This is a genomic window from Sporosarcina sp. HYO08, from assembly GCF_001563475.1.
GTDB lineage: Bacteria > Bacillota > Bacilli > Bacillales_A > Planococcaceae > Sporosarcina.
In genome coordinates this window covers 69,729-96,547 of record NZ_LPUT01000012.1, presented here as the reverse complement: position 1 = coordinate 96,547, position 26,819 = coordinate 69,729, and the positions used below count along the sequence as shown (strand labels likewise).

Below are 26,819 nucleotides of genomic sequence, written 5' to 3'. Positions count from 1 at the left end.
CTTTATGACGAGTGAAAAGTTAATGTTTTTACAACAACTGGCACAACGCCAGCATCCAGTATTTTTCCGATGTCCATATAATCACCATGATCGACACTTATTTGGTCAATACAAATGACGCTTTGTTGGACATTCATCGCAAGCAATGTTTGACCTAATACTTTTGCATGATCAGTCTGTAACACAAGGATTATTGGCTCACCAGGCTTCGGCCGTTGCGACATGACTTGCATGATCGTGCGAGCCAACTGTTGGATATCCCGAAATCCCATATAAGGAAGGTTTGATAAATAAAGTGCAAAGTTTTGACCTTCCCGCGTTGCATCGAACATCTCTATCGCCGTTTGGATCGCCGCTTCAAAGTTAGCTAACCCTCGGGCTAGATCTTCTTGAAAATCGTAGTTGTAGACGGGAATGTTTTTTAATGGCAGCTCATGCGGCGCAACTTGAATCGTTGCACCGCTTATTTCAGTCGTTTGCGTCCCCGCCCCTAGGACTGTTGCACGAACTGTCTCGACGGGTTCAGCCCACGAAAATGCTTGTAGCAAACTTGCTTGTTGCAGTGAAGATGCAAGCTGCGTTCCAATATCGTCGTATTGCGCTAGATGAGAGGCAGATTCGTGATTGTACATACACTCGGAAATGCCACCTGAAAACATGATCGTATCAATTTCCTCTTGCCAGTTCGGCTGATGTCCGATGATTAGCACTTCATCTTCCCGTCGCACATCATTTTTTAATATGCGACCGAGCGATTCTGCCATGAAATCGGTTACACGTCGAATGCTCGGCGTATGTATGGAATCACCAATTTCTAGTGGAATACTTTGCTCCGCGATGAGCCTGCCGATAGATGGTGCAATAGACGCGACGCGTTGATCGTTAAATTCGATCAATCGACCGCCGATATGCATCGTGCAGGTGCCAAGCAGCTTTTGATCTTTGTAAACTGCTATATTTGCTGTCCCACCACCGATGTCGATGTTGGCGATCACTTTCCTCGTTCGGTTTGATAGATCGAAAGCCCCCGAACCCTTGGCTGCAATAATGCCTTCCAAGTCAGGGCCTGCTGTCGCAACCAAGAAATCGCCGGCTTCATTTGACAAGTAATGCAGCATTTCACTCGCATTATGCTTTGTCGCGGTTTCACCGGTTATAATTACTGCACCTGTTTCAATTTGAGATGCATCGATTCCCGCTTCTGCGTATTGTGCACGGACAATCTTTTCGATGCCCGCCACGTCAATCGTTGTAAAATCGATTAACGGCGTTCTAAATATCGGACTTTTATAAAGAATTTCTTTATCGACGATTTCAATGCGTGGTACATGGGTTGTTCCTGCTACATTCATCAATGAAAATCGACTAATGATAAGCTTCGTTGTGCTCGTGCCAATGTCAATTCCTGCACTGATCATCGTTTCTTGCTTCCGCACACGCTCACCCCTTAAAAAAATCAATTACGACTCGGCGTAATTTTTGGCTGAATAAAGATAAAAAGACGCCTTTACAGACCCGAAGACTAGTCTTCGAATCGTAAAGGCGTCTTTGCCAATTCCATTTACTTTTCTATCAATAACTTATCACACTTTTCAGAGGGTGTAAAGTGAATCAGTATACAATAAGTAATCATCTTCCGCATTTCCTTCATAGTAACGTCTCATTTGTTCCATACTTGTCATTTGAACCAATTCTTTCAAATGGTTAATGCCTTTTCCCTCGACCGCTGATGTGATGACAATCGGTCCATTTGTAATAACAGATTTGATTTTATCAAACGAACGAGCAATGTTTGCTTCAGGATGGTCACATTTCGTAATGACACCAATAGATAGTTTCGCAATCCCACTGCTAAAACCAGGCGGGAAAATAGTTTTTGTGCTTGTCGCATCTTGCAAATAAAATACATGCGTAACTTCCATTGCGGTTGCCATAATATTTTTGTAGTACATCGGGTTCTCTGTGTACTCACCCGGTGTGTCCACAATCCAGCCATCATACATCAACGTTTGCGTTTTAACCGCATCATCGTCCTTGCCCAATAAGACATTTGTCAACGTCGACTTCCCTGCGTCAATCGCACCAATAAGCATCGCTCTATTTTTCATCTAACCACACGCCCTTATGATTTTGTAATGGTCGACGGCGTATATCCTAGTGTTTCCGATAGAAATCGATTAATTTCAATCATTGCCATTTCAACTTCAGAGACAGAACCTACGATAACAAGGCTTCCAGTAAACCGATCTAGAAATCCAATTTTGACATTTGCTGCTTTTGTAGCTAAATCTCCAGCAATAATAACTGTTTCACTTGGTGTACATGTCATAATCCCTAGCGCACCAGCCTCTTGAATACCAAGTTTTTGAAACATATCCGGATCTGGATTAGCGATTAAATGACTAAGCGTAATTTGTTTGCCGGGAACAAATTCCTGAATAAACCTTTTTTTCTCTTCACTCATTTGATCCTCTCCTTTCCGCTCCATTTCACGTAATCAAGCTTGGGTGATAACTTCCTCTTTTTTGCTTTTCCCTTCTTTTCGATCACGAAGATCTTCCTCGTCCAAATATTCATCCGAACGAATAATTCCTTCTTCACGATCTTTTGCTTCTAGTTTAATAGCCGTCGGTACTGAAAGTTTGTAGGCAATTGCAATTGCACAAATTCCCGCACCTAGCTTACCAATCATAACAGGTAAAATAATCGTTGGCTGGAAGTTTGCTGTAAATGACAAGTGGTCGCCAAGTAAAAAAGCCGCGCAAACACCAAATGCAATATTAATAACTTTATCTTTCGGCTTCATGTATCGCACGAGTGAAAACATAGCAAGAATATTAGCCATTGTCGCCAAAATACCAGCACTTCCAACAGGAGATAAACCTAACTTGCGACCCCCTATTTCTAACGGCTTTGATGCATATTTTCGGATTAAGTAAACCATTGGGAATGCGCCGGCTAGCATAATTCCAATGTAACCGGCCGTTTCAAGAGCCCGAAACTGATCTTCTTTATCAGCCATAATTGGATCAAAGCCCCAAGTACCGAATAGCGTACTAAAAGCGCCTGTAAAAATTTCAACAATAGAAAAGACAAGTACAAGTTTAATCGCTGCATCCATGACTCTTCCAAATACCATAAAGCCCGCAATCATACCGCGCGGGAAGAATTTCAATCCTGCTGCAATCAAAACGACAAAAATAAGTAATGGTAGTAGATTGATTAAGATTTGTCCATAACTAATAACAAATTCATAATTAGAAGCTGATGTTGTGCTGATGACATCACGGATCTCTGTGTCAAATAAAACTACTAGCACAGATGCAATAAACGCCCCGATTGGAATTGTTAAAACACCCGACATGACACCAAGTGCCATATATTTATGGTCCCTTTTATCAAGCATAGCAAGTCCCATCGGAATTGAGAAAACAATTGTTGCGCCAGCCATAAAACCGACGATCAACGCCATAACCCAGCCTTCATAGGAGTTTTTCAAAGCATTTGCCAACTGATAACCGCCCATATCCGAAGCTAAAATCGTTGTCGCAGCAATGGCTGGATCCGCTCCGATTGTATCAAAAATCGGTCCAATAAACTTGCTAATAAATATTGTTAAATAAGGAATAGACGCCATAATCCCCGCAGCCGGAACAAAGATATGACCCACTGCATGCATACCTGACATGAATTCTTTTCCTATTCCTTCTTCTGGGTTTTTGATTGCCGCCAAAGCACCAATAATCGCACAAGCCATAATAATATAAACAATTACAGTTCCGATCATTTCCATTTTCAGATTCCCCTTTCAACGTATCCCTTGCAGCAAACCGAATGAAGATCATATAAAACTTGAAAAACCACCCACTTTCATAGAAATAAAAAAGACGCCTAAAAAGGAACGTAATCATACGTTCTTTTAAGCGCCTTTGCTTGAATGTATTTACTTGTTTTCGTAGAGAATTTCTTTTGCAATTGACTCCATTGTCATTTGCCTCGCCATACTCGCATCCCGCATTTTTTTGAATGCTTCTTGTTCCGTTAGCATTTTTTTATCCATTAGAATTCCTTTTGCGCGTTCAATCAATTTTCTTTTTTCCACCTCATGCTGCGCGGTCTTTATTTCAAGCTTAAGCTTTTTTGCTTTGTTTGCCTGGTGCATTGCTATTTCAACTGCGGGAATTAAGTTTGATTCAGAAATTGGCTTAACCAAGTATCCAACAATATTGTCTTGACGGGCTTGCTCAACAAACTCTTTTTGACTATATGCCGTTATTATTAAAATAGGGATATCTAATTGGCTCGCAATAACTTGACTCGCCTTCAAACCGTTCATCCTAGGCATTTTAATATCCATGAGAACGAGATCAGGTTTTTCTTGAAATGCCAATTCAATTGCCTGATCCCCATCCCCCGCTTCACCGACCACTTCGTACCCGTGGTCTTCAAGCATCATCTTCATATCCATTCGAATGATCGATTCATCTTCAACTATCAATATCTTCTTGCTCATGATAAATTAAAACCTCCGGATCTACTGGAAACGTAATGACTGCATGTGTTCCTTTTTTTTCCGGTACGTAATAAAACTCGCCGTTCAAATCATTAACAGCTAGGTTCTGTACAATTTCTAATCCAAGTGATGGTTTTGGCCCCTTCATTCCAACTCCGTTGTCGAAAATGTGAAGCTCAAGAATATCTTTATTGAGAATGAACTCGACAATAATTCTTCCTTTTCCACCTTCTGGGAAAGCATGCTTAGCGGCATTTTGCACTAGCTCATTAACCATAAGTGCAATTGAAACCGCTTTCCTAGATATAGTTATTATTTTATTGCCATTTGATTGAATAATCAAGTGAACTTTTTCATGTGGACTATTTCCCACCACTGAAGAACAGATCCTCTCAGTCAATTCAATCAAATCCACCGCATCATCATCGGCATTTTCATTTGATAAAATAAGTTCATAAACGGATGAAATACTATAAATACGGCTTAACGTATCGACAAAATAAGGTCGAATCTCCGCGGGAACACCTTTCCTCATTTGAAGACGTAATAAGCTTGCTACTGTTTGTAAATTGTTCTTCACACGATGATGAATTTCTTGAATAACGACAGATTTCATCTTCAACTCTTTTTCCTTCATGCGAAGTTCGGTTACATCCTGAATAATGAGAAGTGTGCCTTTCATCTTATCTTTTTTTCGAAGCCTAATTTTTTTAACTACTAAACTTTTTTTCTCTAAAGCTAAATCAAAAACAAATGAATCTTCTTGTTCAAAAACAGGCTTTAAAAAAGGCAATAACTTTACTAAGTTTTGGTTTTGAATTTCCTCTTCTCCGCTCATTTCAGTGATGAATCGAGTCCCAACCAAATTTGTATAAATAAGCCGATCATCTTCATCTGTTAGTAAAAAGATTTCCATTAATAAATCTGAGACAATTGGAAGCTCACTATTTCTGTCACCAATAATATATTCAATAGAATGTTGACCAATTGATGCATTGGGATGTAGTTTAGCATCATTAGCAGCTGCATCAACTTCCTTTTCTTGAATAAGCACACCAATCACTTCATCGTCTTCATTTTTTATAGGAACTACACTTTGTTCTACTGATTTTCCTTCTTGGGTAACCGCTCGTCGTATTAAAGACTTTCTCCCGGTTTGAAAACTATAAAAAACGCCAGGTTCAAATGTATCAAAAACTATTTTCCCCACGACGGACTTTTCGTATATATGTCCCATTTTGGTCGGGAAAGCTTCTGCTACGACAATTGCATGCTGCGTATTTTTCACTTTACAATCTATGAACGTGTAGGCATTTGATACATCTGCATACATTTGCAATGTGGATGCAATGTTATTTAACTGCAGAATGTCTCGCGTTGATAGTTCCGTATGAGCACGACATAAATTTGTTAGCGTTTGATTAATCGCAAAAACCTCCATTAACACTTTTTTAAATTATAAAATTAATACTTCTTTCGGTCAATTTAACGGACAGCGTAATCAAATTATGCAACTGTCAATTACCATTCTTGACATCGGGATGGGCCGGATAAATATCACAGTTCGTAGGGATGCTTATTCGTGGGACTAATTTATATAGAGAGCATGTTGGAAAAGAATACATGTTTTAAATAGAAAAAAGGCTGCGCAAGCAGCCTTTTCCATCAATCGTCATCTCGATCTTTTTTGAATTTCAACACTTTACCTGTGAATGCATCGATATCAAAATCATACTCAAATGTACCGTCATGGATTTCGATTTCATAAACTTTTCGACCGTCATCATGATCTAACTCAACATCTGTTACAGTTCCTGATGCTTGTTTCATCGCAATTGCGACTGCTTCGTCTTGTGAAATCATTCCTTGCTTATTTTCACTTGTTTGTTTTACATTTGCTTGTTTAGAAACAGTTCGTTTTTGATCATCGTCCCGATCTTTTTCAAACTCGATGATTTTACCTGTTACTGCATCGATTTCAAAGTCATATTCATAAACGCCGTCTTTAATTTCAATATCATAATGTTTCCATCCATCATCCGTGTCTAACTCTACCTTTGTCACAGTACCTTTTGCTTTCTCCAATGCGATTGCAGTCGCTTCATCAGCTGATAGTTGTTTTGTGTCCGTTTGAGGCGCTTGTTTCACGTCAACAACTTGTGATGGTTGAGTATTAATAGTAGCCGGACTACTAGCATAGGCAACACCTCCGACTGCTACGACTCCTGCTAACACTGGTGCAATGATCCATTTATTCATAATGTAACTCCTCCTTTTCTTATTACCTTAATCATACTCGGCGATTATGAGAGGACAGGAAGAGTATTATTAGAAATTGATGAGAATCAGTCGTCCCATGTAACAGATAAGATTTTCCCTGAGATGGCATGGATTTGAAAATAGACTTCGTCGCCGCGCGCATCGTTCTCCACTTCGATTTCAACGATATAGTAGCCGCCGCTCTCAGTCCGGACAAAGTCGACATCATCAACCTCTCCCTTTTGCTGGGCGAGCGCAATGTTTATGGCTTGTTGTTTTGATATTAACACCGTTTCTTCCTTCAATTCTGACGACCCAGTTGGCTTTTCGTTCTGCCCAATATTTTCTTTTTGTACATCTTTGGGCAGATTTTCGTTATCTGACGGAGCAGTCCCCACTTCATGATTCTTCTCATCTTGCTTGGCAGTAGAAGTTTCTTTCTTCGTCTGCGCGAGGGACAATACTTTCCCTGTTTCTGCGTCTACTTCCATTTCGTAAATCCCTTGCTTGTTCGTTAACTCCACTTCATAGACCAACCCTTTTAACGCAAGTTGCTTCACTTGCCCGCCGTACATTTCTTCTAGCTGGTGTCGGATTTCACCTTCGGGCATTGCTTCCGCTTTTGTTACAAATTGCTTCGTAAAAAAATCGCCGGCCACTAAAATAAGAATTGTTAAGATTACTGGGATCAACCAAGGTTTTTTCAAGAGCTTCATCGCCATCCCTCCTGCTCTTAGTATATCCACCCCAAATTAAAAATCGGTGAGAAATCATCGCTTCGGCAAACTAATTTGGACAGTCGTCCCAACACCTACTTCACTATCGATCGTTAAGTCTGCACCGAGTCCTTGTGCGATTTCTTTCGCAATGGAAAGACCTAAACCTGTACCGCCGGTTTTTCGGCTGCGATCTTTATCGACACGATAAAAACGATCAAAAATATGCGGCAAATGTTCGGCTGGAATGCCGCCTCCTTGGTCCACAACCGAAATTTTCAACTGATCATCCATTTGTCGAAGTTGAACATTAATTTCTCCATCACTATATTTCCTTGCATTATCAAGCAAGATGAATAACAACTGCTTTAAACGGGCTCTATCCGTTACCCAAGAAATATCAACATCACCTGCGACATGAAATGCTCGATCATAAGCTATTCGCATCGGCTCTGTTACTTCTTGGATGAATGGATAGAGTGCCACTTCTTCAAATTGAAATGTCATCGATCCATTCGTTTTGGCGAGTTCTAAAAGCTGCGTGATCATTTCCTTCATTCTTCCTGACTCACCGCTAATAGCTTCAACCGCTTCCTTTGCGACAGCGCGATTATCAAATCCTCGGCGTAAGAGAAGCTGGGAATAACTTTCAATAACAGTTAACGGTGTTTTTAATTCGTGAGAAGCATTCGAAACGAACTGTTCTTGCTTTTTGTAATTCTGTTCAAGCTGCTCCATCATGTCGTTGAATGTACGGCTCATTTGTGTAAGCTCATCTTTTCCCTTTAACGGGACTGTAATTTTTTCATATTTACCCGACTGCCGGCTTTCTATCATGGTAGTGGTCAATTTTTCAATCGGTCGTGTCACAATACGCCCTAACGTTATACTAGATGCAACAATTGGAATCATCGCAGCGATTGTCACAGCGATAAGGATAAGTTTCAACAATCGTAAGCTGTCCTTCAAGTCTTCCATTAGCTGTACCATTTCCACTTGGACGACTTCACCGTTGGGCCAAATTGCGGGAACACTGATCGCCATCGTTTTTGTGCCATTAAAGGCACCAATTGTATAGCGCTCCTTGTGATTGATATCAAAATTAATTTTCTCTGATCCGAATGTAGTTTGAGACGCCACAGTAATTTTTCCAATACGAACGGCACCATTAGCTGGCACATGGGCCATAATAATTGTTCTTGCATCCATTTGTTCGGTTGTTTTGCTAAGAGATGTTGTTAGTTCTTGTGCTCTCGTTAACAATTGACTATATTCCGAACGATACGCTGTCTTTTCGAATAAAAAATAAATACCCACATTTGTCAATGTCAAAATGACAAGCATGATCATCGTGGAGAACAAGTGAATTTTTGTTTTAAGTCGCATCAGCGGACTCCTTTAGCACATAGCCAACACCTCGAACTGTTTGAATAAGTGCCGGTTTTCCTTTCACGTCTATCTTCTTCCGGACATACCGAATGTACACATCCACGACATTTGTGTCCCCGTAATAGTCGTATCCCCAAACGGCATCCAGTATTTGTTCTCTCGAAAGCACTTGACGCGCATGCTTCAGTAAATAAAGCAATAGATCATACTCCCTCGGCGTCAACTCTACTGTCATGCCGTCTCGACTCACTTTACGCGTCTTTTCATTCATAGACAATCCCGCAAATTCATGAAGATCTGGATCTGCCTTTACAGCTGCCGGCGCAGAGAATCTAAGCGCCGTTCGAATACGCGCAAGTAGTTCTTCGATCACAAAAGGTTTCGTCACATAATCATTTGCCCCGAGATCGAGCCCCGTCACTTTATCCTCAACTTCACCTTTCGCTGTTAATAAAATAACCGGTGTATTGGCTTCCGTTGCACGGACTCTTCGCAGCACATCAAACCCATTCACCCCCGGCAGCATCAAGTCGAGCAAGACAAGATCCCAGCTCTGTTCGCGGTAAAGAATCAACCCATCCGGTCCTGTATGGGCAACCGCCGTTTCGTACCCTTCAAATTCAAGTTCCAACTGAAGTACACGCGCAATATTTTCTTCATCTTCTATAATTAAAATTCGATTCTTCATTACAATCACCTGTAGTTTTTATTTCATTCTAACAGAACAATGAAAAAACAGAGACCCATACCGTTAGGATCTCTGTTTTCATCTTTATTTAACAACTACTTTACTTTCATTCACCATCAGGCTTTTAATAAGCTCTTCAATCATCACCGGCATTTCCACAAACGCACTGTCGACATGCAGGCGTTCTGTGCGCTGATGTGCGTCTTTTCCGAATGGCCCAACGTTTAGGACTGGGGCGCGCAGCTCGCCCATTTCTTTAAATGGAATGCTGTACGTATCTCCCCAAACCGGTGTATTGCTTTCAAACGCTGCCCACCCATTTGAATCGTCTTCATAATTGACGTAGCTTAAGTCACAAATACCATTAAAGTAATGCACTTGCTTTACCGTATTGTCGAACGACTTCGCCACTTTTTTCATTAGTTCAATCGAATCTTTCACCAATTCGTCGTTCGATGAGTTAATGGCTGGATAATATGGCGGTGCGTACAGTAAGACGGTCGCCGGCGCTAGCTCTTGGCATTGGATCATTAGACTATCGACGATCCGAAGGGATTTTTCTCGGTCATCCCAATCTGGATTGTCCACAACTTCCTTTTTAATCTGTTCTACTTCCTCTGCCCCAAGCTTGTCAATTGCGTGTGCCAGCAATTGCTCGTAGCGCAACACTTTTACTTCCCCAACACCACTCACTTGTTCACGTGCACAAATCTGTCGGTAGCTTTCGTTACACGCATCCATCGCTTCCGTCGCTACTTGTTCGAATAAATCCATCACTTCGGCGGCCGTACGTTTCATTAAGAATACGTTGTACAAGGCAACTGCACGGTACGGTGTTTGCGTTGAATATTGCAGTTTCAAATCTTTTTGCTGTAAAGAAACTGGCAGCGGTGTACTTTCGCCAAGAACCGTTTCCCGGAACTTATCATTCCACTCCATGCGCTGTGTTAAGAAAGAAGCGATATAATTCGCTGTCATTCCTTTCATCGGCTCCCCGACATGCGTTTCTTTTCCATAGAATAATGCGGCTGGCATAATCTTTCCAATCGTTCCGGAATAGACATACTCATCAATATCTGTCGGATTTTTTGAAAATGAAGGTTCGCTATTGAAAAATAATTTATACGTTAAGCCATACTCTTCACGGAGACGAACGAGCTCTACGACTGCTGCACGCATACCCGCGGAGTTCACTTCTTCATCTGGAACTGTCGTTAATAGAAGATTAATCGGCCATTTTTCAATACTTGCTTTTTCGATTAACTGCATATGCAGCGCAAGACCGATCTTCATATCCATCGTGCCGCGGCCAAATAAGTACTTGCCCGATTCAAGATCGACTTGCGCATCTTTCGGCAAGTCTTTTTTATACTTCGGCTCCATGAGCTTTTGCGTTAATTCTTCCGGACGAAACGCGAGCGGCTCCAACACCCCAAATTCTTCCGTCCAAACGGTATCAAAATGGCTAATTAGGACAACTGTTTCTGTCGCTTCTGGATGCTTGTACAAAGCTGTTACCGCTTGCCTGCCTAAGCCTGCGTCATGTAATTCCAAGCGATCGGGATGATCTTTAAAATAATCCAACTCCCCTAGCTTCTCCGCCACTTTCGGCGCAAAGATGCATTCACCTTCTGTTAACGTCCGGCTATCCCAACTGACGAGCTCGCATAAGAGTGCGCGAAGGTCATCCGGTGTTCCCCAAAGACTATTACCCACGCAAAATTCTCCTTTCCATCACCTATATAAATGTTTACTGACGTCTAATCGTCACGGTGTAATTGAACGCCATTTTTCAATCTTCAACCGACTTCACTTCAACGCCTACAATTGTTTTATTTTTCTTCTCTAATCTTAATTTATAAAACAACATACACGCAATAAAGAAACCGATACCATAAGCAAGTCCAATCCGTTGTGTTGGATCAAATGCTAAAAACACGAGAATGAACGCACAAAATCCAATACAGAAAATCGGGATAAATGGGTAAAACTTCACTTTATACTTCAAGTCTTCTAGTTTACCGCCCGCTTGCAAGTAACGGCGGCGGAACATCAGCTGTGACATAGCGATTCCCATCCACGAAATCGTGACAGCAATGCCAGCGATCGACATGAGTAATACGAATACCGCGTCCGCCTCCATAACACTCGTCAAAAGTGACAGCAATGAAAATGTCATTGTAAAAAGAAGTGCCATAAGTGGAACTTTTCGTTTTGTTAAGCGGCCAAATACTTTTGGTGCCATGCCTTCATTTGCCATCGACCAAAGCAGGCGAGTTGAAGCATAAAGACAGGAGTTTCCAACCGATAAAATAGCCGTTAAAATGACAAAGTTCATAATTCCCGCTGCATAAGGGACCCCTGCAATTTCCATCAAAGTAACGAATGGACTGGCGAGCAACCCAAGCTCTGACGATGGGAAAATAGCCGATAACACAATGATCGACGCAATATAAAATACAATAATCCGAATTAAAATCGTACGGATCGCTTTCGGAATATTCTTTTGCGGATTTTCAGTTTCCCCCGCTGCAATCCCCACAAGTTCTGATCCTTGATAAGAGAAAATGACATTCATCATCGTGATAAAGACGATCGCAATACCGGCTGGGAACAATCCCGTAGGCGCTAAGTTGGTAAACAACGGCGTGCCGCGGTCTTCCAGCGGGATAAGCCCGAAGATTGCGGCAAATCCGATGATGATGAACAGCACAACTGCTAATACTTTAATGCCTGCAAACCAAAACTCTGCTTCTGCAAAACCTCTCGTTGTCAGCGCGTTTAACGCGAACAGCAATACCATAAAGACTGCACACCAGATCCAGATCGGAATGTCCGGGAACCAATGCTGCATTAAAATTCCGGCTGCCGTAAACTCAACACCCGCAGTAGCAGCCGATCCGACAAAATACATCCAGCCGAGCGAAAAACCTGCCGAAGGACTAATATATCGTGTTGCGTACGTTTGGAATGATCCCGTTACCGGCATATGAACGGCTAATTCCCCTAGACAAACCATGACCATATATAATATCAATCCGCCAAATAGATAACCGAGTAACGCACCACCTGCACCCGCTTGGTTAATCGTGTAGCCAGCGTTCAAGAATAAACCAGTACCGATAACACCACCAAGTGACAGCATGAACAAGTGCCGGCTTTTCATCGAGCGATTCAATTGGTTAGACTCCAGCAATTCTCCGTTGTTTGACATCAAAATCTCTCCCCTTTCCTTTATGTACTGCGCTCGTTTAGTACTAGAAGCGGAAGGCACGTAAGCCTTCCGCCGATAAAACAATCCTAGGTTCTTTTTTAGAAACGAAGTGATAAACAGCTTAACCCGCCGTCATGTTTTTGAACTTCAGACATTTCCAGTTCAATGGTTTCGTAGCCTGCTTCTTCAAGTTTGCGTTTTGTTTCCGGGTACCCTGCTGGAATGATGACAAAATCATTCATGCGAATGCAGTTTGCGGAATACTCGTCTTCTTTTCCAATGACAATTTGGTCATAAGATGCAAAAGCTGGATGCTCGACAAATTCACCCGCAACAACCATTTTATTATTGCCAAGGTACGCAATACCGGTTTTCAGATGGAAAAATTCTTTTAATGGAATGATTGTTGCTTGATAACCTTCCGATTCCATAATTTCTTTAAATTGACGTGCGCCTTCTTCATTCGTACGCTCTGAAATTCCAATATAAAAATGGTCTTCCGCTTGAAGAACGTCTCCGCCATCCAATGTGCCAGGTGCTTGAATCGTATGAAACTTGTCGTAAAAACCTTTTAACACTTCCTCAATTTCCACAATTTCGCCGTTACGGGATTCCGCTCCTGGATTTGTCACAACTGCAAAGTTTGGTGTTAAAACGGCCGCGTCTTCAACGAATGTTGAATCCGGAAATTCTTCGCTTGGCGGAAGATAGGTCACTTCTACACCGCATTTCTCTAAAGCTTCTACGTAACTTTTATGCTGTTCTAGCAATAACTCATAGATGGGCTTCCCTAAATCTGTTGTCGTTAATCCGTTTAAATAGCTCTTTCCCGGTTCTTTTACAATGACATTTTTAAACATTTTCATTTCCCCTTCGTTCACTTTTTATCGTCGAATGACTGGACTTGTCAGACATGTCGGTCCGCCCGTCCCTTTGACACTAATTTCTTCGCCTTTGTACTCGTAAACAGTTGCACCCGCGTCTAGCAGCTGTTGTTTCGTGGAAGCGTTTCCACTTGAAATGACGCATACGCGCGGTGCTAATGCTAATACATTACAGCCTAAATTGTCGTATTCATCCTTCTGTACTTCGATTAATTGGATGCCGCGTTCAATGAGCAACTGACGGAAAAACACTGGCATGAGACGTGAGTGCACAACGGCCAAGTCTTTATCCACCATACTGATAAAGGACATTAAATGAAGACACTCTTCTTCTCCAAGGTCATGCGGCAACTGAACAACGATAAACTCGTCCACGAAAGACCCGGTCATTTCTCGAATTTGTTCAATGGCTTCATCATTCGTTCGATAGCCGCGTCCAACAACCAATGTGCGATCATCCAACCAAACGATATCGCCGCCATCCGCTACTGCATCGCCTGTCAATTCCCCAATGATCGGAATTTCTTTTTCTTCTAAAAACTTTCGATAAACGTTTGCTTCTGGCTGTCTTACTTTTTTACCGGATTTCAAAATCATTACTCCTGCTGGCGTAAATTTCACCGGATCGTGTGCGTACAACGAATCCATTCCAACCTCATCTGAAGCTGGTAAAAAATCAATTTGCGGCACATATTTTTCTAGAATACTAATAAATTCTTCATATTCACGAACAGCCTCTTCAAAGTTCGGCTCCTCTAAGTAATTAAAAGTTTTCCATTGATCCGCCAAATAGCTTTGATTGTAAAAAGCTTGCTTAGGATGTTTTACAATTACCCACTGTAATGGCGCATACATTGATGAACAATACGTCATTATCCCTCACCCTTTTCCGATTAGTGGAAACTACTTCCGATTAACGGAAAGTTTGTAGTTCAAATATATTTGTTTCGTGTTACAATGTCAATGTATTTAGAAAACTTTTTAATTCAGATGTATTCAGAATACCCACACGACAAAAATAACTCGCTAAATAAAAGATAGGCGGTGCAAAAAATGCAATCCATACAACGTGCGATGACTGTCGCGAATGTCCTTGCAACCGGGGCTGTCGAAAATGGCATGTCCATTTCCGAGCTTTCAAAACAATGTAATTTACCACTTAGTACGATGCATCGACTGTTACAAGCAATGATCAAGCAAGGAATGGTCGAACAAGATCATCAGACAAAATTATATCGGCTCGGTATGATTTGGCTGGAATATGGACTCCGCGTCTATGACACAGTAGATTATGTGAGTAAAGTCAGACCTGTATTGGAGAATTTGATGCGGGAAGTGCAGGAAAGTGTGTATTTAAGTAAGCCTTCTGGCACGGAAGCCATTGTTATGGAAAGAATTGATTGTGAAAATAATCCGATTCGGATTTACGATCAACTTGGGATCCGCATTCCAATGCATATCGGGGCGGCTAATAAGGCTATGCTTTCCGCAATGCCGCCAATAAAAGTGGACGAGATCTTAACAAAACTTTTACCGGCAGAGGAAATTCCTTTGTTCAAACTAGAGTTAAGTGAAATTCAACGGAAAGGCTTTGCTGTGAGCCATGCGGAAAGAACAGAAGGCACATCTTCATTTGCTGTAGCCATAAAAGATGGATTTGGCGAGGTGATTGGTGCAATTAGCATTGGGGTTGTCAGTTTCAACCTCACTGAAAGTCGAACTGAATTTCTTATTGAACATGTAATAAAAGCAGGAAGAAATATTTCGGAAAAATTAGCCTATCACGGAAAATCAGTATCCTACTAATACAAAAAACTTCTGAGATGATCCCAGAAGTCTTTTTGATTTATAAAAATACGATGATCGCTAATACAATCGCCAAAATAATGCGGTAAATCGCAAATGGCACAAGTTTTATTCGCGAAATAAGCTTTAAGAAAAAGCGAATTGAGATTAATGAGAACACAAATGCACTGACGAAGCCGACAATATAGAAGTTCAAGTAATCCATCGACATATGCTCCCAGTTTTTCAACACAGAAACGAGACTCGCGCCGAGCATAATTGGAACTGCCATAATGAACGTGAAATCCGCAGCAACTCGGTGATTCATACCGAATAAGACGCCGCCTGAAATCGTTGCCCCGGAGCGTGAAAATCCCGGCCAAAGCGATAAGCATTGCACAAGTCCGACCTTGAATGCTTGCTTGTACGTAATTTCATCCAACGAATTCACTTTCGGCTTTTTAGGTCCAAATTTATCTGCCACGATCATCAGAATGGCGCCGGCAATCAACGCCCAAATAACCGTCTCCACACCAAATAAATAATCATCGATCAAATCTTTAAAAGCAAATCCTAAAATGACAGCTGGCAACATACCTACAATGACATGCGCTAAATTGAATCGGCTATTCATTTTTTTGCCGTCAATTTTATATAACCCTAGTAAACTAAACAATCGTTTCCAAAAGACAACGACAACGGCTAAAATCGAACCCAGCTGAATAACAATTTTAAATGTGTTTGCAGGGTACTTCCCTAAAAATTGCTCAGTCTTCAACCACATATCGTCAACGATGATTAAATGCCCTGTCGACGATACGGGCGCAAACTCCGTCATCCCTTCCACGAATCCTAATATTAGCGCTTTGATTAAATCAAAAATTTCCATTTATCCTTAAGCTCTCCTTCTTCGAAATCCGATATACGATAGACATCCAATAATCCCGACGATTCCCAATAAAATATAAACAAAGTTAGAATATGTATCCATTTTTAGAACGATCGATTCCCAATTTTCTCCTAGTGCGGCTCCGGTGTATACGAGCACACTATTCCAAACAAGACTTCCAATGGCGGTCAAAATAATAAAAAGGAAAAAGTTCATCGTAGACATGCCGGCTGGGATTGATATAAGACTTCGAATTAATGGCACAAGCCGGCATAATAGCACCGTCCAAAAGCTTGATTTACTAAACCATTCATCGGCCCTGTGAATATCCTTCCGTTTCAACCTCAGTACATGCCCCCACCGATCAACCATTTTTTCAAGGCGAGGCACATCGACTAAAAGGCCGATGCTATACAAAATCATCGCTCCAATGACAGATCCGGCAGTTGCCGCAACGATCACACCGGTTTCCGTTAGTTCGGAATAAGTCGTCATAAAGCCACCAAAAGCCAAAATAACCTCTGAAGGTATAGGCGGAAAAAGATTTTCAATCAATATTAATAGAAAAACACCCAAATACCCGTACGCGCTCATAATTTCCCCGATCCACTCTACCACATGATGCCTCCCAATAGTATAACTTTACTTCATCGTGTCATGAACTTCAATTTGTTCTCTACCCTAACGTGACGTAAACGGTTTGGCGAAGTTCCACATCCTGTTAACTATTTTACGCTTTGATGAAGGATCATATGATTATTTTCCACCAATCTACATATGACGGAATTGTTGATAACTTCGCAATAAACTGAGTTATCCACAAAAGAATGTTAACAAGTGGATATAAGTGTTTATAATTTTTGAATCTCTTTTGTATCAGCAGAGGATTTCGCGAATAGCTGTGGATTACTTTTTATCGATCATTTCGGGAGCCATAACAGCCTGTCGAATGCAATATCGGTCTCAAGTCTTAGTTGCAAATACGTTTTACGGCCGTTGGGACGAGCAAATCATTTCGATACGATAGAGTTACAAATGAAAGGAGGAACAATACATGAAAAAATTCGGTTTAGCGATACTTGGTATTATCGCAGCAATCGTTGTTCTAGCTAATCTCGGTTCCCTACTTGCGTTAGCCCTATCCGTTTTGATTGCCTACGCAGGGTTTCATTATTATGGAAAAAGCGACTCAAAAATGTTGAAACTGTTTTGGGGAATCGTTCTGCTCATCGGATTGTTTACAGCCATTTCAAATATCCCTGCCTTTATCGGCATTGTCGCCTTGTTCGGTGTACTCTTTGTTTGGCGTAAATGGAAAGGAACGGAAAGTAACAAAGTACTAACTGCAACTTCGAATGACCCATTCGTCAATTTTGAACGTCAGTGGGACGAATTAACAAAATAAGGAGGCAATAAATATGAACTCACTTTGGAACAGATTTAAATATTCACTTCAAGCAGATCTACACACGTTTTTCGATAAAAAAGAGAACAAAAATCCAATCGCTATGCTAAATCAATATCTTCGTGAAGCTGAGAAACAGACGAATTCAGTGGGCAACCTATTGGAACGCCAAGGAAAGCTTAAGCAAGAGATGGAAAAAGAATTAAAAGAAGCAGAAAAAATGGCAGATAAGCGCAGGAGTCAGCTAACACTTGCAGAAACAGCTGGTGAAGAAGATCTAGCCGCATTTGCGCGTGATGAAGTTGCTGCTTATGAAATGCGTGTTGCAGAGTTATCCACAAGTATTGCCGAAACTGCCGCTGAGCTTATCTCTTTAGAACGTAAATTTGAAGAAATGAAGCATAAAGTAAAAGATATGAAAATTCGTCAGTTGCAATTGATGGGGAAAGAAAATGTTACGCGTGCCCATCGTCGGATGGAACAAGTCATTTCTCCCGAGGCTGTTGAAAATAAGCTTGCTTCATTTGGGGAAATGAAAAATTACATCGAAAACCTAAGTGTAAAAGTGGAGCGCCAGTACGAAACATCATCCATGGAACGTCGTTTGGACGCATTAGAAAAAACATCCACAAAAAATGTAGAAATTGTGTAAACTATGAAGGAAGGCAGTCGCCTTCCTTTCAGCCTGTTGACAAACGCTCGCATCCGTCGTTGCTCGTCTCGCTCGTCCGCTCATGAACTTAAGTTCTATTCGCGTCTTCGCTCGACTTCGCGCCTAGGCTGACAAGCGTTTTCAATCAGGCTGAAGAAATTCTAATTACCTATTTTTCACTTCTAAATTGTAATAATTGCGCCGGCATCAAGAAGGGAGAACATCGAGATGAATCGGATTGAAACGAAAAAAATGACATTTTGGGTAGTCGCTTTCCTCTTGCTCGTTTTTGTGGAATCCGCTTTTTTCCATAATGGGAATATTGTGTTCGTCCTTTTTGGCATCGGACTTCTCTATTTCGGCACGCAAAAGCGTTCGAAATGGATGTTTATACTAGGTGCCTTTTTTATCGTTATGGCATTGTTAACGCTTTGGAGTTTACGTTTACTCATATTTATACTACTGGCAACTGTCCTTCTGAAACTTTGGAAAGGCGTTCCAGCGTCGGAAATCATGCGGCCGCTTCATGATGTGAAGAGGGAAACACCGAATGGTATTTGGAAAAACAAATTATTTTCTGTTCAGTCCTCGCCTTTTTCATCCTACGAATGGGAGGATCTTCACATTCAAGGGTTTTTTGGTGATATTCATATTGATGTGACGGATACAGTATTACCGAAGGGCACTTCTCTCATTTCTATTCGACAAGGAATTGGAAAGATCAAAATCGATGTACCTTACGAAATTCCTGTACGCATCCATTACACAACGCTATTCGGCGAGGTTAACCTGTTTGACAAACATCGGAAACGTCTCATCAATGAAACACTCCATATGAAAGATAGTTATGAAAGTAAATCGGACGACTCCCCCGAAATCATTATTACACTTGCCACATGGGCTGGAGATGTTGAGGTGATAAGAAAATGAAGGCAATCATAGGACGCAGCATTGTTTTAACCTTCCTTTTCACAGGGGTTGTCGCCATTTATATTTACTTTCTATTAGATTTACCATTACGAGAAAGTTGGTTCGCTTTTTACGAATTACAATTTGCGAACGTTCCACTCGGCTGGTGGATTTTGAATACGATCTTTCTTTTTGCTTGTGGCATCGCCGTATGGACGCATTCCATCAGTCGCCAGAAAGAAAAAGCGATGGAAGATCGACTCATCGGATTAATAGATACAGAAAGAACTTCCCATTCACCCAATAAATTTACGAAGCGGATGAACCGAACGATTGACTCCGTCTCCACTCTCATTCAAACACAGCGAAAAAGCTTGCAACGAATCACGGATGAACGTGCGGAAGCGCAAGATAAAATGATCCAAGAACAAATTATTCAGGAACGCCAGCGACTCGCACGCGAACTGCATGATTCCGTTTCCCAACAATTATTTGCAGCATCGATGCTGTTATCTGCAATTACTGAAAGTGGAAGCGAGGAAAATTTACAAAAGCCATTACAACAAGTGGAACGTATGGTGCAACAAGCCCAGCTAGAAATGCGTGCCCTACTCCTCCATTTGCGCCCCGCGGCGTTAAATAACAAGTCACTTGCCGAAGGGTTGGAAGAACTTTTGCTTGAATTACGCGAAAAAGTTTATTTCACCATTCGATTCCGCTTGGAAGAAGTGAATTTATCAAAAGGTGCGGAAGATCATTTATTCCGCATTGCGCAAGAAACCTTTTCAAATACGCTTCGTCACGCCCAAGCAACGGAAGTTGACGTATTATTTGTAGAACGGGATGGACTGGCAATTTTCCGGGTTCAAGATAACGGAATTGGTTTTGATGATACGGAAGGTAAAAGCGGATCGTACGGCTTACAAAATGTAAAAGAACGCGCCATTGAAATTGGCGGAACGTGCAAAATTGTTTCTGTTCCCTCACAAGGAACGATTGTTGAAGTAAAACTGCCTGCGCGGAAAGGTGATGAAGTGAATGATTAAAGTACTATTAGCGGATGATCACGAAATGGTCAGAATCGGCGTATCTGCCTACTTACAAATCCAACCTGATATGGAAGTCATCGGGGAGGCTGTGAATGGGAAAGAAGCTGTTGAAAAAGCGTTATCGTTACGTCCGGACATTATATTGATGGATATGGTTATGCCGGAAATGAACGGCGCGGAAGCAACCGCCGCTATCATCGAAGAGTGGCCTGAGGCAAAAATTATGGTTGTCACGAGCTTTTTAGATGATGATAAAGTATATCCTGCGCTTGAAGCCGGCGCATTAAGTTACATACTTAAAACGTCTAATGCGAAACGAATTGCCGAAGCGATTCGGGAAACATTGAAGGGCCAAACGGTTTTGGAACCCGAAGTGACAACGAAAATGATGCAAAAAATGCGATCGGGTGCAGATCAATTACCGCATCATGATTTGACAGAGCGCGAGTATGAGGTTCTTCTCCTCCTCGCAAAAGGAAAAACGAACCAGGAAATTGCGGATGAACTATTTATCGCACTAAAGACAGTCAAAACACATGTAAGTAATATACTGTCAAAATTAGAAGTACAAGATCGAACGCAAGCTGTTATTTATGCGTTTAAGCAAGGACTTGTAGAATAGGACTCTGCATATCCTAGGTTTACAGAAATCCTCTCGCCCCCGCCTGTTTGATCCCATTCCATACAAAACAAAAGCAGCTAGTCACTGAATCGGACATGACCAATTACTGACTAGCTGCTTTTAGGTTCGGGTGGTACTGATGAATCGTCACGCATCATTTTCAAACGACCTTTTCATTTTATGTGCATTCCATTTGTCGTGCGCTTGTTGGTTAAACGTCCGCTCTTCAACATCATTTTGACGTGAACGTCTTTTACCTTGATCCAGCGGCTTCAGCGTCGTGTATAAGCCGACCTTGTTTAAATTAAAGGCGGATGGCTTCATTTCGCGGAATTTGTTTGAATTCCTCATATTTGTCCAACTTGAAGTAGATGGATCAGACAACGGCAACTCGACAGTCCGAACAATTCCTTTTGTTGGATGCAAGAATTTCTGTTCAAAATCTTGTTTGTTTGGATAGTTTCCATTAAGAATAGACATTAAAAGCCCCCCTTTGTTTAGTATTTCTATGCTAAATAGCAATAGAAAAGTACCTTATCTTTCATGTATAACACCAAAGACCAAGGTTACTTTCTATTCTATTCCCTCAGGGAAGAACTTTCAAACCCATTTCTTTGAGAAATTTCGTATATTTTGTGTCCTACAATTCATTCCACTCGTGATGGGATTCTTCGACAAATAGATTTAATTCATTTTTTTCACTTGCCGATAGAATTCGAGAAGTGGAGCTTAGCTCGGTATGGGGCCCCAAGTCCTTATTGGCATCGAATGCGGACGGTTCATTTTCGCCGGCTGTCGTTGATTCGTTTTGACGAAATGTTTCCGTTTCATTGGATTCGGAGGGATCTGCCAAGGGTAACTCATACTCGTATGCGTTGTTCTTTAAATGTTTGTCGGTATTCGGTTCATGATCAGCTTTGTTGGGGTAATTTTGATTCATGATTTTCTCCTTTCAATTGCAATTTTTCACTGCTACATGAAAAGTATTCCCATTCATCGCTTTCTATATCCTAGTCCCCACTGTCTACTTCTCATCTTATAAATATTTATTAATTTGTGCTAGAACTGCTGTGGCTAGTTCGTTTGTATCTTTAAATTCTCTTGAATCGATAGGGTCAGAGTAATGGACAGATACTTGTGCTGGTGTATTCCTGCCTTTCTCACTGATCAATTTGTAAGAATCCTTAATGGTTACAGGAATCACTTTAACCCCTGACTTAATCGCAATTCGTAAACTACCCGATTTAAAATCTCCAATCTGAGGACCTTTACTTCTAGTTCCTTCCGGAAAAATTGCGATGGAATGTCCTGATTTCAAACTTTCTATCGCTTGGTTAATAGACTTTAGGGAACTGCGCGCATTATCTCGATCGATAAACACGCATCCTCGTTCTTTCATCCAAAAGCCCAACAACGGAATTTTCTCCATTTCTTTTTTCGCAACAAAAGCCATCGTTTGAGGAGCCGTTGAATATAAAATGGGAATATCCATATTCCCTTGATGGTTGGCGACATATAATACAGGTTCATCTAAAGGTATGTTCTCTGTTCCTGTTACAATTAAGTCAGCACCCGAGATTTTAATTAAATTTTTGGTACATTTTAGTATAATTTTATCCATTAGTTCCAATTTTTCTTTGCTCTTACCTGTCTTATTTAATTTATTGATCGTAAATGTTTTATTTGCTTTACTTAAAATATAACCCCACATATAGCCTTGAAATACTAGCGTGCGCATAGATTTTCCTCTTCTCGATCATATTTAATCTACTGCAATTATAAAAAACAAAACAAATAAGGTAAGTTACAAATGTCACTTGTTGACCGTAATTAGGTCATATTACCCGGAATACTTTTGAAGTTGAATGCAAAAAAACTGTACATCATCCTTACTTAGGACATGTACAGCTTTCGCTTTATAGTGCGGGTACCGTGACCGTTACTTTGAATAAATCACCGTCAACATCAATTTTTAACTGGCCGTTATGCAAATCGACAATCGATTGCGCAATTGCAAGACCGAGTCCGGAACCATCTGTGTGACGGGATGCGTCGCCTCTTTTAAAACGCTCAAACAATTCATCTGTATTTTCACCAAGTTCGTATTTTGTGACATTTTTCACGACAAACTCGGCGCTGTTACCAACTTTTCGAAGCGTCATATAAACCCGGGTTCCAGGTAGTGTGTATTTAATGGCATTGACGATGAGGTTATCCAATACACGCCACCATTTTTGACCGTCTACATATGCGATTAGCCCATTATCTGGCAAGCCTACACGAAAATCGATGCCTGAAGTTGAAATATCTTCTTCATGTTCCGCAAGTGCTTGCTGTAGCAATTGAGTAAGATCTACGCGCTGCTTATGCAACTCTAAATTGCCGCTCGCCATTTTGGACACTTCAAATAAATCTTCAATCAATGTTTTTAAACGCTGCGATTTTTTATCCAAAACATCAACATATTTTGCACGTTCTTCCGCCGTCAGCTCTTCATTTTTCAGTAAATCTGTATACGTAATAATAGAAGTTAACGGTGTCCTTAAATCATGGCTCACATTCGTAATCAGCTCTGTTTTCATTCGCTCACTTTTCGCCTGTTCGGTCATTGAAACGCGAACACCTTCACGAAGATTATTTAAATTTCTAGCATGGTCTGCAAGCGGGGATCTGCCTCTAGCCGAAATCTCTTCATTCAATCGTCCTTCTGCCATTGCTTTTGTCGAAGCCATGATTCGATTTAAATAGGCGGCTTGACTAACAAACATAAATAAAAATGGCAGACCAACAAACAATACAAGCGGAACGTAAATAAGCAATAGCCCGGGTACCATCACACTAACAACAAACCCAATGCCTGCAAGGAAAAATCCGATGAGCAGAATGAACATGAACGTACCAACTTTTCGGTTTAAAAACATATCGCGCCATATTTTGAAAAATTTGACGGTCAAACTTTCTTTTATGTCTTGTTCAAGCGCACCCGTTGCTTTCAAACGTTTTACGAATAATAGTACTTGGAAAACCATTCCCCAAAGGAACACTACTAACAAAGCAAAAGTAAAGACTAAAGAGAATAAGCTTTCGATACTGTTAGAGGAAAAATATCCATGAAAATCATGCTGTATCGTTTCTAAAATGATTCCCGTAATCAGTATTGATAAAAATAATAACGCCACTTTTACATCAATTTTCAAGCGCATATAACGATCTGCGTATGAGCTATTTATAACCCACTCTTTTTGAAATCGTGAAAAAGTAAATAGGGCAATTGCGGCCAATATACCGGCTGCCCACAACGCAATCATCCCGTATTTCGTACGATTGAAACTGTCGACTTGTCTGCCAAGCCAACCTGATTCGAAAGCACTGGCAGGAATTATTACGGCTCCTTTAAAGCGCTTGGACGTGTTTAGATCCGATCCAAGATAATTTCCCAAGGTAGAATCAATCGCCGCGTTATGATCTACACCGTATTCATTAGAAATATCATACAAATCGGAGCGGCTATATTGGTTTGCCACGAGGAAGCCATTTTCCTTATCAAAAGTCACTTGGTACCCGGAATTTTCTTTTACATTCCCTTTTGTGAATGTTTGTCCCGTTTTAATATCCATTAATTCGTACGCCACTGGAAACTCCAGCAGATTGTTAAAGTCATGTTGTCTTTGCTGTATATATTGCTTCAAATGCTGTAGCTTTTCTGCTCGAATTTTTGCTTCAACATGTGCATCGTCTTCAAAGTTTTTCCGTATATCATCGATTTTCGTATCGCGCTCCTGAACTAAAGCAGTTTTTACAATCTCATTTTTCTCTGCTTCCGCTTCGGCAATGCGGTCTTTGTACTGTTCATTAATGTTTTGAATCTGTTCAGAAAGTGTTCCATACTGATTTCGATGCTCTTCTATTTCCCCATTTAATACCGGAATTTGGTCCTTCTCCGCTTCGATATCAATTGGATTTAATACCACTTTACCGAGCTGTTCGTAAAAATCAGCCATCTGCATCTGAAAATCTTCCTGTTCAGTGAAACTTCCACGGGAAAATTGTGAGCCATATTGCACCGAAAACAATGCAACTAATACAATCGCCATTAAAAACAGCCAAATGAGGAATCCAGACTTTTTATTACTGTGCTTCATATCGATAAACTTCCCTTCATTAGACGTGCAACGTAAGCAATTGTTTGGCTGGAACGCTCCATGCCGTTTCCAATCATCTCTATAATAGAGGGCAATCCGTAAGCTAGACTAATGAGCGCAATGACAATCGCTACGATTGACCAGACAGTCGTCCAATCATTTCTCGATTTTGTAACCAATGCCCCATACCACCTTTACATATCTTGGATTTTTTGGATCCGCCTCGATTTTCTCTCGAATTTTACGGATATGAACCGCGACAATATTTTCGGCATTGTACGCTTCTTCATTCCACACACGTTCATAAATTTCATTGATCGAAAAAACACGTCCTGCATTTTTCATCAGTAGTTCAGTAATTTTATATTCAATCGGCGTTAGCTTGACAGGGTCGCCGTCCACTGTAATTTCCTTTGCTTCCTCATCAAGCACAAGTCCATCCACTTCAATTTTCTTCTGGCCATCATAAGTTCCAAGCTGTACATAACGGCGCAGCTGGGATTTCACACGTGCCATTAACTCCATCGGATGAAATGGTTTCGTGACGTAATCGTCTGCCCCGACAGACAAGCCATGAATTTTATCAGAATCCTCCGCTTTTGCACTTAACATGATAATTGGAATATTACGCGCCTCGCGAATTTTAAATGTTGCCGTAATGCCATCCATATTCGGCATCATAATGTCAAGAATGAGCAGATGGACATCATTCTCTTCCAATAGCGTCAGCGCTTCTTTTCCATCCGAAGCTTTCAACACTTGATAGCCTTCATTTTTTAAATAAATTTCGATACCGTTTCGGATGTCCTGATCATCATCTGCTATCAGAACCGTAAAATTCATCATCGCCCGCACCTCACTTCTTTCCTCTATGATACCAATTGTAATGCGTGAATCTTAACATTCATCGACGGTAATTCTGAAGAAATTCTTAAGATCTTATACTTCAATCATAAAAAGCCTTCCTATTCATTCAATCCCCTTCGTCAATGATTACTTTTTTCTACAGAGGACAATAATGGTGAGGATGATGAACTATAGGGGTGAACCTTGTCATGAGTTGGATTATCGGTAAGAGTATTGAGCGGAAGGATGCATATGAAAAAGTGACTGGAGCAGCGAAATATACGGCTGATTTCTCCTCTACTGATCGATTGCATGTGAATTTAATGGAGAAGATCGCGCGCTTCACGTTCGAAATACAGATACGCTTCTATATGTATTGCGTGAAAAATTAGGATTAACGGGTACCAAATCCGGCTGTCTCAATGGGGATTGCGGGGCATTACGATCATCATTGACGGTGAACCGATGAAATCTTGCATTATGCTTGCCATCGAAGCACAAAATCATCAAGTGACGACTATTGAAGGGCTTTATAATGTCCCAATTCAGAAGCAATTCATTGAAAAATTTGCTTTTCAATGCGGGTATTGCACGCCCGTTTTCATCATGAATTGTCATGCGATGATTCAAAAGCATCAAGACGCCAATAATCTTCTAGTTAAGGACTGGCTGGAATCTAATATATGCCGCTGTACGGGCTACAAGGAAATTGAAGAAGCGGTGAAAGTAACGTTGCAACAATTCCATTAAGAAAAAGAAAAGGTGCCGAGTACACAGACAATTTAGGGACTCGGCATCTTATGTTCACTTTTCCTATGTATTTTAACTTTTCAACTACTGCGATTTATCATATTTCC

Annotated in this window: 29 protein-coding genes and 1 pseudogene; 8 read left to right on the top strand and 22 right to left on the bottom strand. The window is 41.0% G+C overall.

Annotated elements, in window-relative coordinates:
- Positions 1-2: 2 nt before the first annotated feature.
- The 14 genes from AU377_RS04970 to AU377_RS04905 form a co-directional block, all read right to left on the bottom strand.
- Positions 3-1,418 carry an ethanolamine ammonia-lyase reactivating factor EutA gene (locus tag AU377_RS04970; RefSeq protein WP_067406043.1) on the bottom strand — a complete coding sequence of 472 codons (1,416 nt, stop codon included), beginning with the start codon at positions 1,416-1,418 and terminating at the stop codon, positions 3-5.
- A 174-nt stretch (positions 1,419-1,592) separates the two neighbouring features.
- Complete coding sequence (locus AU377_RS04965) at positions 1,593-2,108, bottom strand: EutP/PduV family microcompartment system protein (RefSeq protein ID WP_067405090.1); 516 nt, start codon at positions 2,106-2,108, stop codon at positions 1,593-1,595.
- 14 nt (positions 2,109-2,122) lie between these two features.
- Positions 2,123-2,464 (bottom strand): ethanolamine utilization microcompartment protein EutS, encoded by a 342-nt coding sequence (gene eutS, locus AU377_RS04960; protein ID WP_067405087.1) that lies wholly within the window; start codon positions 2,462-2,464, stop codon positions 2,123-2,125.
- Positions 2,465-2,497: 33 nt separating this feature from the next.
- Positions 2,498-3,793 carry an ethanolamine utilization protein EutH gene (eutH, locus tag AU377_RS04955; protein WP_067405084.1) on the bottom strand — a complete coding sequence of 432 codons (1,296 nt, stop codon included), beginning with the start codon at positions 3,791-3,793 and terminating at the stop codon, positions 2,498-2,500.
- A gap of 150 nt (positions 3,794-3,943) precedes the next feature.
- Positions 3,944-4,513 (bottom strand): ANTAR domain-containing response regulator, encoded by a 570-nt coding sequence (locus AU377_RS04950; RefSeq protein ID WP_067405081.1) that lies wholly within the window; start codon positions 4,511-4,513, stop codon positions 3,944-3,946.
- Positions 4,488-5,954 carry a sensor histidine kinase gene (locus AU377_RS04945; RefSeq protein ID WP_067405078.1) on the bottom strand — a complete coding sequence of 489 codons (1,467 nt, stop codon included), beginning with the start codon at positions 5,952-5,954 and terminating at the stop codon, positions 4,488-4,490. The genes AU377_RS04950 and AU377_RS04945 overlap by 26 nt, the downstream gene beginning before the upstream one ends.
- A 224-nt stretch (positions 5,955-6,178) precedes the next feature.
- Complete coding sequence (locus tag AU377_RS04940) at positions 6,179-6,772, bottom strand: PepSY domain-containing protein (protein ID WP_067405076.1); 594 nt, start codon at positions 6,770-6,772, stop codon at positions 6,179-6,181.
- A gap of 86 nt (positions 6,773-6,858) precedes the next feature.
- Entirely contained in the window at positions 6,859-7,488 is a 630-nt protein-coding gene (locus AU377_RS04935) for a PepSY domain-containing protein (protein ID WP_067405073.1), read from the bottom strand.
- A 54-nt stretch (positions 7,489-7,542) separates the two neighbouring features.
- The gene (locus AU377_RS04930) at positions 7,543-8,874 is read right to left on the bottom strand and encodes a HAMP domain-containing sensor histidine kinase (RefSeq protein WP_067405070.1); all 1,332 of its coding nucleotides are present in this window, start codon (positions 8,872-8,874) and stop codon (positions 7,543-7,545) included.
- Complete coding sequence (locus AU377_RS04925) at positions 8,864-9,565, bottom strand: response regulator transcription factor (protein ID WP_067405068.1); 702 nt, start codon at positions 9,563-9,565, stop codon at positions 8,864-8,866. Before AU377_RS04925 ends, AU377_RS04930 begins: the two co-directional genes overlap by 11 nt.
- An 84-nt stretch (positions 9,566-9,649) precedes the next feature.
- The gene (locus tag AU377_RS04920; protein WP_067405067.1) at positions 9,650-11,281 is read right to left on the bottom strand and encodes a M20/M25/M40 family metallo-hydrolase; all 1,632 of its coding nucleotides are present in this window, start codon (positions 11,279-11,281) and stop codon (positions 9,650-9,652) included.
- Positions 11,282-11,357: 76 nt separating this feature from the next.
- Entirely contained in the window at positions 11,358-12,779 is a 1,422-nt protein-coding gene (locus AU377_RS04915) for an amino acid permease (RefSeq protein ID WP_067405063.1), read from the bottom strand.
- Positions 12,780-12,877: 98 nt separating this feature from the next.
- On the bottom strand, positions 12,878-13,645 hold the full coding sequence (locus AU377_RS04910) for a dimethylarginine dimethylaminohydrolase family protein (RefSeq protein WP_067405060.1): 768 nt from the start codon (positions 13,643-13,645) through the stop codon (positions 12,878-12,880).
- Between the two features lie 18 nt (positions 13,646-13,663).
- A complete protein-coding gene (locus AU377_RS04905; RefSeq protein ID WP_067405057.1) occupies positions 13,664-14,536 on the bottom strand; it encodes a dimethylarginine dimethylaminohydrolase family protein in 873 nt (290 codons plus the stop codon).
- Positions 14,537-14,716: 180 nt separating this feature from the next.
- Here AU377_RS04905 and AU377_RS04900 point away from each other — a divergent pair, with 180 nt between their 5' ends.
- Positions 14,717-15,469, top strand: coding sequence for an IclR family transcriptional regulator (locus AU377_RS04900; RefSeq protein ID WP_067405053.1), 753 nt, complete (start codon positions 14,717-14,719; stop codon positions 15,467-15,469).
- A gap of 40 nt (positions 15,470-15,509) precedes the next feature.
- On the opposite strand, the gene AU377_RS04895 is transcribed toward AU377_RS04900, so the two are convergent.
- Together AU377_RS04895 and AU377_RS04890 are read right to left on the bottom strand one after the other, a co-directional pair.
- On the bottom strand, positions 15,510-16,337 hold the full coding sequence (locus AU377_RS04895) for an undecaprenyl-diphosphate phosphatase (protein ID WP_067405050.1): 828 nt from the start codon (positions 16,335-16,337) through the stop codon (positions 15,510-15,512).
- A 6-nt stretch (positions 16,338-16,343) separates the two neighbouring features.
- On the bottom strand, positions 16,344-16,955 hold the full coding sequence (locus AU377_RS04890) for a DedA family protein (protein WP_156450385.1): 612 nt from the start codon (positions 16,953-16,955) through the stop codon (positions 16,344-16,346).
- A 436-nt stretch (positions 16,956-17,391) separates the two neighbouring features.
- Here AU377_RS04890 and AU377_RS04885 point away from each other — a divergent pair, with 436 nt between their 5' ends.
- From AU377_RS04885 to AU377_RS04865, 5 genes are all read left to right on the top strand, one after another.
- Positions 17,392-17,742 carry an ABC transporter permease gene (locus AU377_RS04885; protein WP_067405048.1) on the top strand — a complete coding sequence of 117 codons (351 nt, stop codon included), beginning with the start codon at positions 17,392-17,394 and terminating at the stop codon, positions 17,740-17,742.
- Between the two features lie 13 nt (positions 17,743-17,755).
- Complete coding sequence (locus AU377_RS04880; RefSeq protein ID WP_067405045.1) at positions 17,756-18,394, top strand: PspA/IM30 family protein; 639 nt, start codon at positions 17,756-17,758, stop codon at positions 18,392-18,394.
- Between the two features lie 228 nt (positions 18,395-18,622).
- Positions 18,623-19,324: a cell wall-active antibiotics response protein LiaF gene (gene liaF / locus AU377_RS04875; protein ID WP_067405042.1), complete on the top strand. Its 702-nt coding sequence runs from the start codon at positions 18,623-18,625 to the stop codon at positions 19,322-19,324.
- A complete protein-coding gene (locus tag AU377_RS04870; RefSeq protein ID WP_067405039.1) occupies positions 19,321-20,349 on the top strand; it encodes a sensor histidine kinase in 1,029 nt (342 codons plus the stop codon). The genes liaF and AU377_RS04870 overlap by 4 nt, the downstream gene beginning before the upstream one ends.
- Entirely contained in the window at positions 20,342-20,974 is a 633-nt protein-coding gene (locus AU377_RS04865) for a response regulator transcription factor (RefSeq protein ID WP_067405036.1), read from the top strand. The genes AU377_RS04870 and AU377_RS04865 overlap by 8 nt, the downstream gene beginning before the upstream one ends.
- A gap of 147 nt (positions 20,975-21,121) precedes the next feature.
- Here AU377_RS04865 and AU377_RS04860 read toward each other — a convergent pair whose 3' ends face one another.
- The 6 genes from AU377_RS04860 to AU377_RS04835 form a co-directional block, all read right to left on the bottom strand.
- Positions 21,122-21,454: a hypothetical protein gene (locus AU377_RS04860; RefSeq protein ID WP_067405033.1), complete on the bottom strand. Its 333-nt coding sequence runs from the start codon at positions 21,452-21,454 to the stop codon at positions 21,122-21,124.
- A gap of 160 nt (positions 21,455-21,614) precedes the next feature.
- Positions 21,615-21,914, bottom strand: coding sequence for a hypothetical protein (locus AU377_RS04855; RefSeq protein WP_067405030.1), 300 nt, complete (start codon positions 21,912-21,914; stop codon positions 21,615-21,617).
- A 96-nt stretch (positions 21,915-22,010) separates the two neighbouring features.
- Entirely contained in the window at positions 22,011-22,712 is a 702-nt protein-coding gene (locus AU377_RS04850; protein WP_067405029.1) for a 1-acyl-sn-glycerol-3-phosphate acyltransferase, read from the bottom strand.
- A 178-nt stretch (positions 22,713-22,890) separates the two neighbouring features.
- Positions 22,891-25,116, bottom strand: a complete 2,226-nt coding sequence (locus tag AU377_RS04845) for a histidine kinase dimerization/phospho-acceptor domain-containing protein (protein ID WP_067405025.1) — start codon at positions 25,114-25,116, stop codon at positions 22,891-22,893.
- Positions 25,113-25,295 (bottom strand): hypothetical protein, encoded by a 183-nt coding sequence (locus tag AU377_RS04840; protein WP_067405024.1) that lies wholly within the window; start codon positions 25,293-25,295, stop codon positions 25,113-25,115. Before AU377_RS04840 ends, AU377_RS04845 begins: the two co-directional genes overlap by 4 nt.
- The gene (locus tag AU377_RS04835) at positions 25,273-25,962 is read right to left on the bottom strand and encodes a response regulator transcription factor (protein WP_067406037.1); all 690 of its coding nucleotides are present in this window, start codon (positions 25,960-25,962) and stop codon (positions 25,273-25,275) included. The genes AU377_RS04840 and AU377_RS04835 overlap by 23 nt, the downstream gene beginning before the upstream one ends.
- Positions 25,963-26,171: 209 nt before the next feature.
- Here AU377_RS04835 and AU377_RS04830 point away from each other — a divergent pair, with 209 nt between their 5' ends.
- Together AU377_RS04830 and AU377_RS04825 are read left to right on the top strand one after the other, a co-directional pair.
- Complete coding sequence (locus tag AU377_RS04830) at positions 26,172-26,354, top strand: hypothetical protein (protein ID WP_067405021.1); 183 nt, start codon at positions 26,172-26,174, stop codon at positions 26,352-26,354.
- Positions 26,270-26,712, top strand: a pseudogene (locus AU377_RS04825) ((2Fe-2S)-binding protein). The gene AU377_RS04830 and the pseudogene AU377_RS04825 overlap by 85 nt, the downstream one beginning before the upstream one ends.
- Positions 26,713-26,819: the final 107 nt, after the last annotated feature.

Bases quoted from the DNA above. Each gene is read 5' to 3' on its own strand.
- AU377_RS04925 (WP_067405068.1), bottom strand. From the start codon at position 9,565: ATGAAGAATCGAATTTTAATTATAGAAGATGAAGAAAATATTGCGCGT.
- AU377_RS04970 (WP_067406043.1), bottom strand. From the start codon at position 1,418: ATGATCAGTGCAGGAATTGACATTGGCACGAGCACAACGAAGCTTATC.
- AU377_RS04865 (WP_067405036.1), top strand. From the start codon at position 20,342: ATGATTAAAGTACTATTAGCGGATGATCACGAAATGGTCAGAATCGGC.
- AU377_RS04940 (WP_067405076.1), bottom strand. From the start codon at position 6,772: ATGAATAAATGGATCATTGCACCAGTGTTAGCAGGAGTCGTAGCAGTC.
- AU377_RS04845 (WP_067405025.1), bottom strand. From the start codon at position 25,116: ATGAAGCACAGTAATAAAAAGTCTGGATTCCTCATTTGGCTGTTTTTA.
- liaF (WP_067405042.1), top strand. From the start codon at position 18,623: ATGAATCGGATTGAAACGAAAAAAATGACATTTTGGGTAGTCGCTTTC.
- AU377_RS04930 (WP_067405070.1), bottom strand. From the start codon at position 8,874: ATGCGACTTAAAACAAAAATTCACTTGTTCTCCACGATGATCATGCTT.
- AU377_RS04830 (WP_067405021.1), top strand. From the start codon at position 26,172: ATGAGTTGGATTATCGGTAAGAGTATTGAGCGGAAGGATGCATATGAA.
- AU377_RS04870 (WP_067405039.1), top strand. From the start codon at position 19,321: ATGAAGGCAATCATAGGACGCAGCATTGTTTTAACCTTCCTTTTCACA.
- eutS (WP_067405087.1), bottom strand. From the start codon at position 2,464: ATGAGTGAAGAGAAAAAAAGGTTTATTCAGGAATTTGTTCCCGGCAAA.
- AU377_RS04885 (WP_067405048.1), top strand. From the start codon at position 17,392: ATGAAAAAATTCGGTTTAGCGATACTTGGTATTATCGCAGCAATCGTT.
- AU377_RS04850 (WP_067405029.1), bottom strand. From the start codon at position 22,712: ATGCGCACGCTAGTATTTCAAGGCTATATGTGGGGTTATATTTTAAGT.
- AU377_RS04950 (WP_067405081.1), bottom strand. From the start codon at position 4,513: ATGAGCAAGAAGATATTGATAGTTGAAGATGAATCGATCATTCGAATG.
- AU377_RS04910 (WP_067405060.1), bottom strand. From the start codon at position 13,645: ATGAAAATGTTTAAAAATGTCATTGTAAAAGAACCGGGAAAGAGCTAT.
- AU377_RS04900 (WP_067405053.1), top strand. From the start codon at position 14,717: ATGCAATCCATACAACGTGCGATGACTGTCGCGAATGTCCTTGCAACC.
- AU377_RS04895 (WP_067405050.1), bottom strand. From the start codon at position 16,337: ATGGAAATTTTTGATTTAATCAAAGCGCTAATATTAGGATTCGTGGAA.
- AU377_RS04905 (WP_067405057.1), bottom strand. From the start codon at position 14,536: ATGACGTATTGTTCATCAATGTATGCGCCATTACAGTGGGTAATTGTA.
- eutH (WP_067405084.1), bottom strand. From the start codon at position 3,793: ATGGAAATGATCGGAACTGTAATTGTTTATATTATTATGGCTTGTGCG.
- AU377_RS04835 (WP_067406037.1), bottom strand. From the start codon at position 25,962: ATGATGAATTTTACGGTTCTGATAGCAGATGATGATCAGGACATCCGA.
- AU377_RS04935 (WP_067405073.1), bottom strand. From the start codon at position 7,488: ATGAAGCTCTTGAAAAAACCTTGGTTGATCCCAGTAATCTTAACAATT.
- AU377_RS04880 (WP_067405045.1), top strand. From the start codon at position 17,756: ATGAACTCACTTTGGAACAGATTTAAATATTCACTTCAAGCAGATCTA.
- AU377_RS04855 (WP_067405030.1), bottom strand. From the start codon at position 21,914: ATGAATCAAAATTACCCCAACAAAGCTGATCATGAACCGAATACCGAC.
- AU377_RS04945 (WP_067405078.1), bottom strand. From the start codon at position 5,954: ATGGAGGTTTTTGCGATTAATCAAACGCTAACAAATTTATGTCGTGCT.
- AU377_RS04965 (WP_067405090.1), bottom strand. From the start codon at position 2,108: ATGAAAAATAGAGCGATGCTTATTGGTGCGATTGACGCAGGGAAGTCG.
- AU377_RS04915 (WP_067405063.1), bottom strand. From the start codon at position 12,779: ATGTCAAACAACGGAGAATTGCTGGAGTCTAACCAATTGAATCGCTCG.
- AU377_RS04860 (WP_067405033.1), bottom strand. From the start codon at position 21,454: ATGTCTATTCTTAATGGAAACTATCCAAACAAACAAGATTTTGAACAG.